The organism is Pseudomonas sp. LBUM1674 (assembly GCF_059695635.1).
In genome coordinates this window covers 4,130,279-4,142,662 of sequence record NZ_CP166779.1, presented here as the reverse complement: position 1 = coordinate 4,142,662, position 12,384 = coordinate 4,130,279, and the positions used below count along the sequence as shown (strand labels likewise).

Genomic DNA, 12,384 nt, shown 5'->3' with positions numbered 1-12,384 from the left:
GGCTCAGGGCGTGAGGGGGCGCACACCGCAAAAGCAAAGCAAAAGCGAGGCGGCCTACCGGCCGACCTGGCTCTCTGGTCCGCATGCAGCTCCTACAGGTTTTGCGTTTGCTTTGAAGGTTTTTAAACCTTGGTGAGTTCCATCCTGTAACCGGCCCCGGGCGCCCCTTCATGCAATGCCGACTGAATTTTTGCATACAAGGCATTCGCCTCGGCCGTTGTGATTGATCGCGAACAATCACGCAGTACCACGCGCAGAAGTGCATTTTCCTGGCCAGGCAGCAGTCCGAGACGTTCGATGGCCTGCTCGGGTACTTCCGAGAACTCCCAACGTCCCTTGACTTGCATCTCCTCGATCCAGTCAGAACAGTCGCCAGCCGCTTGTAACATTCTTTCGGTCAACACTTCCTCGCTCAGCCCAGGCGTGACCGCCAATGAAATGTCACGAGCAATCGAAGGCAAGCGTGATACGGCGTTCCATGGGGTCAAATCATGCATCTGCGCCTGAACCCGTACGTTCTGATCGCGCAGCAAGCGAATATCCGGGATGCCTTTGCGCAGCATGGTCAGGCGATCCAGTCCCATTCCAAGCGCCAGCCCTCCATGCTGTAACGGATCTATCTCAAGTCGCTCCAGCAAAGACCTCGCAATACGACCGCATTCCAGGACTTCCACCGGTGCGCCGTCATTCAACACATTCACTTCAATTCCGCCTTCGGTGTAGTGATGCGGACTATTGCTATAGACCCAGGATTTGTCCGGCACGGCTGATTTGAGAATATCGCTGACCAGACGTAGCAAGTGTTCATGCGTCGACAGCTCAGGATCACCGAGCACCCAGACGTCCATTTGATGCGGTTCCGCACAATGCCAACGATCCCGGCTATCCCGGCGAAAAGTGATGCCAGGCGCAGCCAGCAAAATCATCTCACCCGGCTGCCGTACACCAGCCGCACGCTGCAGCGCCGCCGGAATTTGACTGGTGGTTTGCGTTCGCAACAGACAGTGCTCGTCGACCCAACGGGTGTGTTCACTGCCGAGGGTGATTTCTTTCGGGTCATAACCGAGCAGACCATAGTTTTCCTCAGCGGAAACAATCCGTGGTCCTGTCAGGATTTTTGCCTGGGGCCAGCCTTGTTCAAAAAGTCCCAGGAGGATTTCATTCAGCAATAGGCGGATGGCGTGATCGGGAGCGCTTTGCTGGGTGAGGTCTTGCAGTGACAAGGCTTGATGGACGGCTGTCTCTGACAGATATTTCTTTGATGCTTGCACTCACTAATCCTCTATTGGAAGTTTGCTTTCGTTTAAATATTGAATAAACGTAGCGATAACTGGCCAATAGCTACAACTCAAAGTTGAGAAGTTCTGTATTTTCAGAAAGGTACTACAGATATTACTTACGCAAGATCAAAAGATCGCAGCCTCGCTTCGCTCGACAGCTCCTACAGTCGTTCCAAGTGACTCGCCGCGAGGGCTGAACCGTTGGAAGCAGTAACCGAAAACACGGATATGCCACCAATCAAAAAACAAAAAAAAGGCCGCCACAACCCGACGTTGCGGCGACCCGAGGGTGACAGAAAACCAGCGGCCCACAGACATGGGCCAACACTAAATCAATGAGCCCCGGCAGCCTTGTTCAGATCACTCTCAGCCCATTCGGTATAAACACAAGCATCCGCAGTAGCCCAACGCACACGCACCGGATCACCAGTCTTCAGCGGCATGCCCGCCGCAGACAACGCCTTGACCGTCATCGAAGTCCCGCCCGAAGTCACCACGCTGCACGTCTGGCTCTCACCCAGGAACAACACCTCCACAACCTTGGCCGAGACTTCATTCCAGCCCGCTGCCAACGGTTCCTGAGCGGCTTGCTCGACACTCAACGCCACGGCTTTTTCCGGACGCACCATCAGCAACACATCCTGATCGGTTTGCAACCCGGCGGTCAGGCGAATCGACAACGACTGACCTTCAAACGTAGCCACCGCATTCCCCTGGGCCTTGAGCTTGAGAAAGTTCGAGTTACCCAGGAACGAAGCCACAAACGCATTCGGCGGATTCTGGTACAGGTCGAAGCCACTGCCCAAACCGACGATCTTGCCATGGCTGAAAATCGCAATGCGCTGGGACAGGCGCATGGCTTCTTCCTGGTCGTGGGTCACGTAGACAATGGTGATCCCCAGGCGCCGATGCAGCTGGCGCAGTTCATCCTGCAAGTCTTCACGCAGTTTTTTGTCCAGCGCGCCAAGGGGTTCGTCCATCAGCAGAATGCGCGGCTCATAGACCAGCGCCCGGGCGATGGCGACGCGCTGTTGCTGGCCGCCAGACAGTTGCGAAGGGCGGCGATGGGCAAATTGTTCCAGCTGCACCAGCTTGAGCATGGCATCGACCCGGCGCTCGCGTTCGGCGCTGGCCAGTTTGCGAATCGCCAACGGGAACGCAATGTTGTCGCGTACCGACAGGTGCGGGAACAGCGAGTAACGCTGGAACACCATGCCGATGTCGCGCTTGTGCGGGGGCACGTTGACCAGCGACTGGCCGTTGACCAGGATCTCGCCGCTGCTCGGGGTTTCGAAGCCGGCGAGCATCGACAGGGTGGTGCTTTTGCCGGAGCCGCTGGAGCCGAGGAAGGTGAGGAATTCACCGTCCTTGATGTCCAGCGAGATGTCATCCACGGCGGCAAAGTCGCCGTAGTACTTGTTCAGGTTACGCAGGCTGACCAGGGGCTTGTCACTCTGCTGGGCGGAATCTTTGATCACGGCACTCATGTCGTACTCCTGGCGCTCAGGCGCGGATTGGGTTGCGCCGGCGAACGGCGGCGGCGATGACCATGACCAATACCGAGAGGCCGATCAGCAGCGTCGAAGCGACGGCGATCACAGGCGTCAGATCCTGGCGCAGGGTGGTCCACATTTTCACGGGAAGGGTTTGCAGGGTCGGGCTGGCCATCATCACGCTCAGCACCACTTCATCCCAGGACACGAGGAAGGCGAACAGGGCGCCGGCGACCATGCCCGGACGAATCGCCGGGAAGGTCACCTTGAACACCGCTTGCAGGCGCGAGGCACCGCAGATCACCGCGGCATCCTCGATCGACTGGTCGAACAGCTTCAGCGAGTTGATGATCGAGATGATGGTGAACGGCAGCGCGACGATCACATGGCTGACGACGAAGGCGAACAGGGTCCCGGTGTAGCCAAGCTTGAGAAACAGCGCGTACACCGCCACGGCGATGATCACCAGCGGCACGATCATCGGCAGGGTGAACAGGCCGTAGAGCATTTCCCGGCCCGGGAAGCGTCCTCGCACCAGGGCAAAAGCAGTAGGCAGGCCCAGGGCGACGGCGCAGATCGTGGTCAGTACCGCGACCTTGAGGCTGGCCACGGCCGCGTTCATCCAGTCGGGGTTGGAGAAGAACTGGCCATACCACTTCAGGGTCCAGCCCGGTGGCGGGAACACCAGCCACTGGGAGGAGCCGAAGGACAGCAGCACGATGAACACGATCGGCAGCAGCAGGAACAGCGCGATCAGCCCGGTGGTGAAGTACAGGCCGAAGCGCATGCGCCGGCTCATGGCATTGGGAGTCAGGAGCATGACGGCTTACCTCGCGTTACTGGCGCCGACCGGGGATTCCGGCTGGAGCTTCAGGTAGAAGTAGAACAACACCAGCGTGATCACGATCAACAACGCTGCACCGGCGCTGGCCAGGCCCCAGTTGAGGAACGACTGCACCTGCTGAATGATGAATTCGGGCAGCATCATGTTCTGCGCACCGCCCAGCAGTGCCGGGGTGACGTAGTAACCGAGGGACATCACGAACACCATCAGGCCACCGGAAAACAGCCCCGGCCGGCACAGTGGCAGGAACACCCGGAAGAAGTTGGTCCAGGGACTGGCGCCGCAGATCGAACCGGCCTGCAGGATCATCGGGTCGATGGCTTGCATGGTCGCCTGCAGCGGCAGCACGATGAACGGGATCATGATGTAGCTCATGCCGATCACCACGCCGGTGAGGTTATGCACCATCTCCAGCGGCTGATCGATGATGCCCATCGCCATCAACGCCTTGTTGATGACCCCGGACGCCTGCAACAGCACCAGCCAGGAATAGGTGCGGGCGAGGAGGCTGGTCCACATCGACAGCAGCACGATGTTGAGGATCCAGCGCCCCCAGCCATTGGGCACCAGGGTGATGGCCCAGGCCAGTGGAAAGCCGAGCAGCAGGCTGAACAAGGTCACCAGTCCGGCCACCGAAAAGGTGTTGATCAACACTCGGGCATACGCCGAGTTGGCGAACAATTGCTCGTAGTTGCCCAACCCCGGCACCGGTTCCAGCACGCCTCGCAGCAGCAGGCCGATCAGCGGCGCGAGAAAGAACAGGCCGAGGAACAGCAGGGCCGGGATCAGGTTGCTCGAACCGCGCCAGCGCTGTGCCAGGGATGGGGATTGGTTCATCACAGCCGCCTTGCCGGACGCCGGGCCGGTAGCGCCCATGGCGCTCCCGGTCGGCGTGGGTTGACGGGACGTGGTTGCCGCCATTTTCATTTGACCAGCCATTCGTTCCACCGTGTCGCGATGGCCGGACCGTTTTTGGCCCAGTACGCGAAGTCAAGAGTGATCTGATCCTTGGCGTAGGCAGTCGGCAGGTTGGGCGCCAGCTCCGAATCCAGGCGCGCCACGCTGTCGACGTTGACCGGCGCATAGGCGGTCAGGTTGGAGAAGTCGGCCTGTCCCTTGGCGCTGCTGGCGTTGGCCAGGAACTTCATCGCCGCGTCCTTGTTCTTGGTGCCCTTGGGGATGACCAGGATGTCGGCCATGACCAGGTTCTGCTTCCAGCTCACGCCGACCGGGGCGCCGTCTTCTTGCAGGGCGTGGATGCGGCCGTTCCAGAACTGACCCATGCTCACTTCACCCGAGGCCAGCAGCTGTTGCGACTGGGCACCGCCGCCCCACCAGACGATGTCTTTCTTGATGGTGTCGAGTTTCTTGAAGGCGCGATCCAGGTCCAGCGGATAGAGCTTGTCCGCGCTGACGCCATCGGCCAGCAGCGCCAGTTCCAGCACGCCGGGGCTTGGCCATTTGTAGAGGGCGCGTTTGCCGGGGTAGGTCTTGGTGTCGAACAGCGCGGACCAGTCCTGAGGTTTTTTGGCACCGAGCTTGCCCTCGTTGTAGCCGAGGACGAAGGAGAAGAAGAACGAACCGACGCCGTGATCGGTGACAAAACGCGGGTCGATCTTGTCGCGCTGGATGACAGAGAAATCGAGGGGTTCGAGCAGGCCTTCAGCAGCGGCGCGCAATGCGAAGTCAGCTTCGACATCGACCACGTCCCATTGCACGTTGCCGCTCTCGACCATGGCCTTGAGTTTGCCATAGTCGGTAGGACCATCCTGGACCACGGTGATGCCGCTGGCCTTGCTGAACGGGTCGGCCCAGGCCTGCTTCTGCGCATCCTGGGTGCTGCCGCCCCAGCTGACGAAGTTGACGCTTTGAGCCGCCATTGCCACGTGACTGACCGTGGCCAGCAACCCCGCGAACAGTACAGCGGTTGCACCTTTGTTCAACACCATTTTCACGCCCTCATTTGTTGTGTTTTTGAGCGGGCTTGGTAATGCCCGCCTATCGGGAGCAGTAGGTCCATCTGGCCTCTAAAGGCGACCGTGCCAAGGACTGTTATTGGTGCTTTCCCTGTCGGGGGCACTTGGCTGAAGCGACCGGTCTATGGAATATCATATTATGGTATTCCAAACTTTGTGCAAGCACTTTGCCTTACCGGCTATCAGCCAAAACACGTTTTTTGCAGCTCTGAAGCCTTGCGCAAACAAGCCGGCCAACGCGATTCCTGTGGGAGTGGGCTTGCCCGCGATAGCGATCCTACTGGCACATTAATGCTGGATGTGCCGCCGTCTTCGCGGGCAAGCCCGCTCCCACAGGGGATTGCGCCATACCCAGATGCTTGCGTATCACTGGGTGAACGGAATGCTCTCCACCACCTCCAGGTCATACCCGGTCAAGCCTGCATATTTCAGCGGCGGGCCGAGGTGACGCAGCTTGCCGACGCCAAGGTCCTGCAGAATCTGCGCGCCGGTGCCCACTTCAGAATAGATGCGCGACTGCGAACGGCTGAATTGCCGCGGCGACTGGGTGAGCTGAGGTACCCGCTCCAGCAGCGCCTGCGACGACTCATGATTGGCCAGCACCACCACCACGCCGCGACCTTCCTCGGCCACGCGCTGGAGTGCGGCCCACAGCGTCCAGTTCAACGGGCCGCTGTATTCGGCACCCACCAGGTCGCGCAACGGGTCGATCACATGCACGCGCACCAGCGTCGGTTCGTCCCGGCGCAATTCACCCATTACCATTGCCATGTGGACACCGCCTTCGATGCGATCCTCAAAGGTGATCAGACGAAAGGTGCCATGCACAGTGGGCAATTCACGTTCACCAATGCGCACCACGGTGTGTTCGGTGCTGAGGCGGTAGTGGATGAGGTCGGCGATGGTGCCGATCTTGATCCCGTGCTTGCGCGCGAACACTTCCAGGTCCGGGCGGCGGGCCATGGTGCCGTCATCGTTCATCACTTCGACGATCACCGAGGCCGGGGTGAAACCGGCCAGGCGTGCCAGGTCGCAGCCGGCTTCGGTATGTCCGGCACGGGTCAGCACGCCACCTTCCTTGGCGCGCAAGGGGAAGATGTGGCCGGGTTGCACGATATCGGCGGGACCCGCGCCTTGGGCGACAGCGGCGGCGACGGTGCGCGTCCGGTCGGCGGCGGAGATGCCGGTGGTGACGCCGACGGCGGCCTCGATGGACACGGTGAACGCGGTGCTGAACACGCTGCCGTTGCTCGGCACCATCTGCTCAAGACCGAGGCGCTGGCAGTGGTCATCGGTCAAGGTCAGGCAGATCAGCCCGCGGGCTTCCCGGGCCATGAAGCTGATGGCCTCGGCCGTGCAGCAGTCGGCGGCCAGCAGCAGGTCGCCTTCGTTTTCCCGATCTTCGTCGTCGACCAGGAGCACCATCTTGCCTTGGCGATAGTCTTCGATGATTTCTTCGATGCTGTTGAAGGCCATGTGCGGATTCTCAGTGTTTGATGGAAATACTTTGTGGTATACCATAATACAAAAATAACCGAGAGGTCACTATGAAGGCGTACTGGATTGCACATGTAGATGTCACCGATCCCGACCAATACAGCCAATACACCCAGCGCGCGCCGGCGGCGTTTGCCGAATACGGTGGTCGGATATTGGCTCGTGGCGGGCGCAGCGAAGCGATGGAAGGTCGGCCGACGCCGCAACGCAGCGTGGTGATCGAGTTCGACTCGTACGAACAGGCGGTTGCGTGCTATCGGTCCGATCTTTACCAGGAGGCAAAAGGGCACCGCGAGGGCGTGGCGCGGGCCGAGGTGATCATTGTCGAGGGGGTAGCGCCGCTCTAACAAACGCTACTTGACCCTGTGGGAGCGAGCTTGCTCCGGGCGGCGTTCCGACGATGAGGGAGTGTCAGTCGGCATATATGTTGGTTGATGCAACGCCATCGTCGGAACGCCGCCCGGAGCAAGCTCGCTCCCACAGGGGGCTGTGCTGCACCCCGGAGCTTTCCGGGAAGCGCTACCGGATGAAGTGAATCTTGCCGGTATCGTCGTTGCCAATGTAGATGCCATACACCCCGGCCTGCCGCTCCTCGATATAACGCTCGAGGATCTGCCGGATCGCCGGGTAGTAAATGCTGTCCCAGGGAACATCCTCGGGCGCGAAGAATTTGTAGTCGAGGGTTTCCGGCCCGTACTGGCCGGTAATCTCCAGGGCGATGGCGCGGAAGATGATGTACACCTCGCTGATCTTCGGCACGCTGAAGATCGAGTAGGGCGAGAGGATTTCCGCGCGCACGCCGCTCTCTTCCCAGACTTCGCGCAGCGCCGCCTGCTCGGTGGTCTCGCCGCCTTCCATGAAGCCCGCCGGCAGGGTCCAGGTGCCGGGGCGCGGCGGGATGGCGCGCTGGCACAGCAAATACTTGCCGTCCTGCTCGATGATGCAGCCGGCAATGATTTTCGGATTGATGTAATGGATGTAGCCGCAACCGCGGCACATCAGGCGCTCGTGCGTATCGCCCGGCGGCAGCTGAGACTTGAGGTCATTGCCGCCGCACTTTGGACAAAAGCTCGGGCTGAACATGATCAGCGACCTATGCGTGGTTCTTTCAGCGCGATCGGCAGGGTGATCTCGGGGATCGCCCCGGTCTCTTCCTGCTTGCGCTTGAGGTATTCCAGGGCCACGGCAGCGGCGGCGCGTACGTGGTCGACGCAAGCCTGGTGGGCGACCAGCGGATCGCCGCTCTTGATCGCCTCGACCATGCGCTCCATCTCCTGATTGCTCGATCCGCGACGGTTTTCCTGAGACACCGAGGTCGCGCGCAAATAGCTGATGCGCGCCTGCAACTGGCGCAATTGCAGCGCCGCGACATGGTTGCCGGAACCTTCGAGCAGCACGTCATAAAAGCCTTGCACCGAATCGATGACCTGTTGCAGTTCGCCTTCCTTGAGGGCCTGGCGGTTTTCCTCCAGGGCTTTTTCCAGGGCCTTGATGTCCTTGGCCTTGGCGCGCAGGGTGAACAGCTGGACGATCAGGCCTTCGAGCACGCAACGCAGCTCATAGATATCGACGGCGTCGGCCAGGGTGATGATCGCAACCCGCGGGCCCTTGGCGTCGGCGAATTCCACCAGGCCTTCGGATTCCAGGTGGCGCAAGGCTTCGCGTACGGACGTGCGGCTGACGCCCAGGCGATCGCACAGATCGCGCTCGACCAGACGGTCTCCCGGCAGAAGCTGGAAGTTCATGATGGCGCTTCGCAGTTTATCCAGCACGATTTCGCGCAGGGTAACGGGGTTGCGATTGACCTTGAAGCTGTCGTCGAGTGGCAGGCGTTTCATGGGGTCCGCTCTGAATGTGGCTGTCCATGCAAAAAGAGCACTGCGATCCGGGGATCATCGGTGCTCGATCACAACAGCCAAGGGTTAACTTAAGGCCTCGGCATCGGCATCGGCTTCGGCGAAGGCTTCACGGGCGAGCCGGAAACTGTCCACGGCTGCGGGGACACCGCAATAAATACCGACCTGAAGCAGAATTTCGCGTATTTGTTCACGACTCAGCCCGTTACGCAAGGCGCCGCGTACATGCAGCTTGAGTTCGTGCGGCCGGTTGAGGGCCGAAATCATCGCCAAGTTTATCATGCTGCGTTCTTTAAGCGACAAACCCTCACGGCCCCAGACGTGGCCCCAGCAGTACTCGGTGACCATTTCCTGGAGCGGTCGGGTGAAGTCGTCGGCGTTCTCGATGGAGCGTTTCACGTAGGCCTCGCCCAGCACCTGGGTGCGGATTTTCAGGCCCTGTTCATACTTGTCATTACTCATCATCTTCCTCCAGCGCAATCCCTGTGGGAGCGAGCTTGCTCGCGATGGCGGCATCACATTCAACATCAATGTTGGCTGACCCGCCGCTATCGCGAGCAAGCTCGCTCCCACGGGTGTCTCGTTAACCACTCAGGCCAGGGTGGGCAGGGGGCCCAGCTTGCCTTTGTGGTAGATCATCGGCGTCACCGGCTGCTCGGGCAGTATCAGGTTCTTCACCGCGCCGACGATGATCGCGTGATCACCGCCGTCGTATTCGCGCCACAGTTCGCACTCGATGATCGCCGTCGCCTTGCCCAGCAGCGGGTTGCCCAGGGCGCTGAGGTGCCACTCGATAGCCTTGGCCTTGTCCTTGCCTTTACTGGCAAAGGCATAGGCTTCGGCGGTCTGGTCGGCGGACAGCAGGTGAATCGCGAACTGCTTGCTGTCGCGCAGGACCGGGTAAGTGTCAGAGGCGTAGTTGGGGCAGAACAGCACCAGTGCCGGATCGATCGACAGCGCACTGAACGCACTGGCGGTAATGCCGACGATGCCGCCGTCCGGGTCCAGGGTGGTGACTACCGTGACCCCGGAAGGGAACGAGCTCATGACGTCTTTGTAGATGCCGGGTTCGATCATTTCGCAAATCTCCTAGCGCATCACAAACGGATCAGGCATGGGTGCCTGGGAAAGGTTGATCCACACCGTCTTGAGCTCGGTGTAGGCCAGCACCGAATCGATGCCGCTTTCGCGTCCATAGCCGCTGTTCTTGAAACCGCCGATCGGCGCCATGGCCGAGACCGCGCGGTAGGTGTTGACCCAGATGATTCCCGAGCGCACGTCCCGCGCCAGGCGGTGGGCGCGACCCAGGTCGCGGGTCCAGATGCCGGCGGCGAGGCCGAACTGCGAGTCGTTGGCAATCGCCAGCGCTTCGGCTTCGTCCTTGAATCGAATCACCGAGGCCACCGGACCGAAGACTTCTTCCTGCATGATCTTCATCGAGTTGCGATCGCATTCGAACAGGGTCGGCTCGTAGAACCAGCCATCGCCCAGATTCTCAGGACGCTTGCCGCCCAGGCGCAGGCGCGCACCTTCGGCGATGGCATCGGCGACCAGGCCTTCGACCACCGCCAGTTGCTGCGCGGTGGCCATCGGCCCCATTTCGCTGCTGTCTTCCTGGGGGTTGCCGATGCGGATGCGTTTGGCGCGTTCGACCAGGCGCTCGACGAACTCATCGTAGATCTCGTCCTGCACCAGCAGCCGCGAGCCGGACACGCAGCTCTGGCCGGAGGCCGCATAGATCCCGGCGATGGCGCCGTTGATCGCGCTGTCGAGGTCGGCGTCGGCGAAGATGATGTTCGGCGATTTGCCGCCCAGTTCCAGGGACAGCTTGGCGAAGTTCTCGGCGCTGCTGCGCACCACGTGCCGTGCCGTGGCCGCGCCGCCGGTGAAGGCGATCTTGCGTACCAGCGGATGACGGGTCAGGGCCGCACCGGTGCTTGGGCCGTAACCGGTGACCACGTTGACCACGCCCGGTGGAATGCCGGCTTCCAGTGCCAGGCGCGCCAGTTCGAGGATAGTCGCCGAGGCGTGCTCCGACGGTTTGATCACGATGGTATTGCCCGCGGCCAGGGCCGGGGCCAGTTTGATCGCGGTCAGGTACAGCGGGCTGTTCCAGGGAATGATCGCGGCGACCACGCCCATGGCTTCGTGCACGGTGTAGGCAAACAGGTCCGGCTTGTCGAGCGGCAGGGTGCCGCCTTCAAGCTTGTCCGCCAGGCCCGCGGTGTAGTGGAAGAACTCCGGCAGGTAACCGACCTGACCGCGGGTTTCGCGGATCAGTTTGCCATTGTCGCGGCTTTCCAGCTGCGCCAGATGTTCCTTGTTTTCGGCGATCAGGTCGCCCAGGCGTCGCAACAGTTTGCCTCTGGCGGTGGCGGTCAGGCCGCGCCAGGCCGGGCTGTCGAAGGCGGTCTGCGCCGCCTGCACGGCGCGCTCGACATCGGCTTCGTCGGCATCGGGCAGTTGCGCCCAGGGTTCGGCCAGGGCCGGGTTCAGGCTGTCAAAGGTCTTGCCGGACAGGGCATCGACCCATTCACCGCCGATGCACATCTGGAAGGAGGCGAGTGTCATGCAACGATCCCCTTTATCTGGTTTTGTCGGGCGTGCGCGTTGTCGAGAAATTCCAGCAACAGCTGGTTGACCAGGCGCGGCGATTCTACGGGCATCATATGCCGCTGCTCGGCGAGCACGGCAACAGTGGCGCCGGGAATTCGTTCGGCCAGTTGCCGGGCCATTTCCGGTGTCGAGCCCGGATCGAGTTCGCCGGTGGCGACCAGGGTGGGCACCTGGATGCTCGCCAGATCCTCGGCGCGGTACATGTCCTGGGTCGCGAACAGCTCATAAGTGGTCAGGTAACCCTGCGGGTCATTGTCTGCCAGGGTCTGGCGCAAGGCGGCGATCTGCGCCGGGTTGGCCGCCTGGTATTCGCGGCTGAACCAGCGCGACAGCGCGGCTTCGGCGTTGGCATCCGGGCCATGCTCGGCCGCCTGGGCGGTGCGGGCGATGACGCCGGCACGCTGCTCGGCGCTGCGATTGAACACGCTGTTGAGCACCACCAGGCCTTGCAAGCGCTGCGGGTAGTGCAAGGCAAACGCCCGCGCTACCAGCCCGCCCATGGAAAAGCCAATCACCGTCGCCTGGGGTAACTGCAGGTGGTCGAGCAGCTCCAGCAACTGGTCGGCATAGCCGAGCAGGGGCGTGCCGCTTGCCGGACGCGGGCTGGCGCCATGGCCGAGCATGTCGTAGGCGATCACGCGGTATTGGGTGGCCAGGCCAACGACCTGGCCGCCCCACATTTCTTTGTTCAGGCCCACGCCGTGGATCAAGACCACGGGCTGGCCTTGGCCGGTCGCCAGGTAACTGGTGCCAGCCGGGGTGCGTTCAGCGGTGAGCCGAATCATGGAGCGCTCCTGCATGCCTTTTTGTTGTAGTTAGGCT

At 61.3% G+C, this 12,384-nt stretch carries 13 protein-coding genes; 1 reads left to right on the top strand and 12 read right to left on the bottom strand.

Annotation, left to right across the window (positions count from 1 at the left end; all coding sequences use genetic code 11):
• Positions 1-122: 122 nt before the first annotated feature.
• The 6 genes from srmL to ribBA all read right to left on the bottom strand — a co-directional run bounded on the left by srmL (position 123) and on the right by ribBA (position 7,069).
• Complete coding sequence (gene srmL / locus ACA067_RS18945) at positions 123-1,271, bottom strand: PheS-related mystery ligase SrmL (protein WP_497457973.1); 1,149 nt, start codon at positions 1,269-1,271, stop codon at positions 123-125.
• A 341-nt stretch (positions 1,272-1,612) separates the two neighbouring features.
• Positions 1,613-2,767 carry an ABC transporter ATP-binding protein gene (locus tag ACA067_RS18940; RefSeq protein ID WP_497457972.1) on the bottom strand — a complete coding sequence of 385 codons (1,155 nt, stop codon included), beginning with the start codon at positions 2,765-2,767 and terminating at the stop codon, positions 1,613-1,615.
• Between the two features lie 16 nt (positions 2,768-2,783).
• A complete protein-coding gene (locus ACA067_RS18935) occupies positions 2,784-3,593 on the bottom strand; it encodes an ABC transporter permease (protein WP_497457971.1) in 810 nt (269 codons plus the stop codon).
• Positions 3,594-3,599: 6 nt separating this feature from the next.
• A complete protein-coding gene (locus ACA067_RS18930) occupies positions 3,600-4,544 on the bottom strand; it encodes an ABC transporter permease (RefSeq protein ID WP_497462806.1) in 945 nt (314 codons plus the stop codon).
• Positions 4,541-5,566: an ABC transporter substrate-binding protein gene (locus tag ACA067_RS18925; RefSeq protein WP_497457970.1), complete on the bottom strand. Its 1,026-nt coding sequence runs from the start codon at positions 5,564-5,566 to the stop codon at positions 4,541-4,543. The genes ACA067_RS18930 and ACA067_RS18925 overlap by 4 nt, the downstream gene beginning before the upstream one ends.
• Before the next feature lie 393 nt (positions 5,567-5,959).
• Complete coding sequence (ribBA, locus tag ACA067_RS18920) at positions 5,960-7,069, bottom strand: bifunctional 3,4-dihydroxy-2-butanone-4-phosphate synthase/GTP cyclohydrolase II (protein ID WP_497457969.1); 1,110 nt, start codon at positions 7,067-7,069, stop codon at positions 5,960-5,962.
• 71 nt (positions 7,070-7,140) lie between these two features.
• Between ribBA and ACA067_RS18915 the strand changes: the two genes are divergently transcribed.
• The gene (locus ACA067_RS18915; protein ID WP_497457968.1) at positions 7,141-7,437 is read left to right on the top strand and encodes a DUF1330 domain-containing protein; all 297 of its coding nucleotides are present in this window, start codon (positions 7,141-7,143) and stop codon (positions 7,435-7,437) included.
• Between the two features lie 172 nt (positions 7,438-7,609).
• Here ACA067_RS18915 and ACA067_RS18910 read toward each other — a convergent pair whose 3' ends face one another.
• The 6 genes from ACA067_RS18910 to ACA067_RS18885 all read right to left on the bottom strand — a co-directional run bounded on the left by ACA067_RS18910 (position 7,610) and on the right by ACA067_RS18885 (position 12,347).
• Positions 7,610-8,173 carry an NUDIX hydrolase gene (locus ACA067_RS18910; protein WP_497457967.1) on the bottom strand — a complete coding sequence of 188 codons (564 nt, stop codon included), beginning with the start codon at positions 8,171-8,173 and terminating at the stop codon, positions 7,610-7,612.
• 2 nt (positions 8,174-8,175) lie between these two features.
• Positions 8,176-8,928, bottom strand: coding sequence for a GntR family transcriptional regulator (locus tag ACA067_RS18905; RefSeq protein ID WP_497457966.1), 753 nt, complete (start codon positions 8,926-8,928; stop codon positions 8,176-8,178).
• A gap of 84 nt (positions 8,929-9,012) precedes the next feature.
• Positions 9,013-9,408, bottom strand: coding sequence for a carboxymuconolactone decarboxylase family protein (locus ACA067_RS18900; RefSeq protein WP_497457965.1), 396 nt, complete (start codon positions 9,406-9,408; stop codon positions 9,013-9,015).
• A 129-nt stretch (positions 9,409-9,537) separates the two neighbouring features.
• The gene (locus tag ACA067_RS18895) at positions 9,538-10,023 is read right to left on the bottom strand and encodes a flavin reductase family protein (RefSeq protein WP_497457964.1); all 486 of its coding nucleotides are present in this window, start codon (positions 10,021-10,023) and stop codon (positions 9,538-9,540) included.
• Between the two features lie 12 nt (positions 10,024-10,035).
• Positions 10,036-11,517, bottom strand: coding sequence for an aldehyde dehydrogenase (locus ACA067_RS18890; protein WP_497457963.1), 1,482 nt, complete (start codon positions 11,515-11,517; stop codon positions 10,036-10,038).
• Positions 11,514-12,347, bottom strand: coding sequence for an alpha/beta fold hydrolase (locus tag ACA067_RS18885; protein ID WP_307333430.1), 834 nt, complete (start codon positions 12,345-12,347; stop codon positions 11,514-11,516). The genes ACA067_RS18890 and ACA067_RS18885 overlap by 4 nt, the downstream gene beginning before the upstream one ends.
• Between the last annotated feature and the right edge of the window lie 37 nt (positions 12,348-12,384).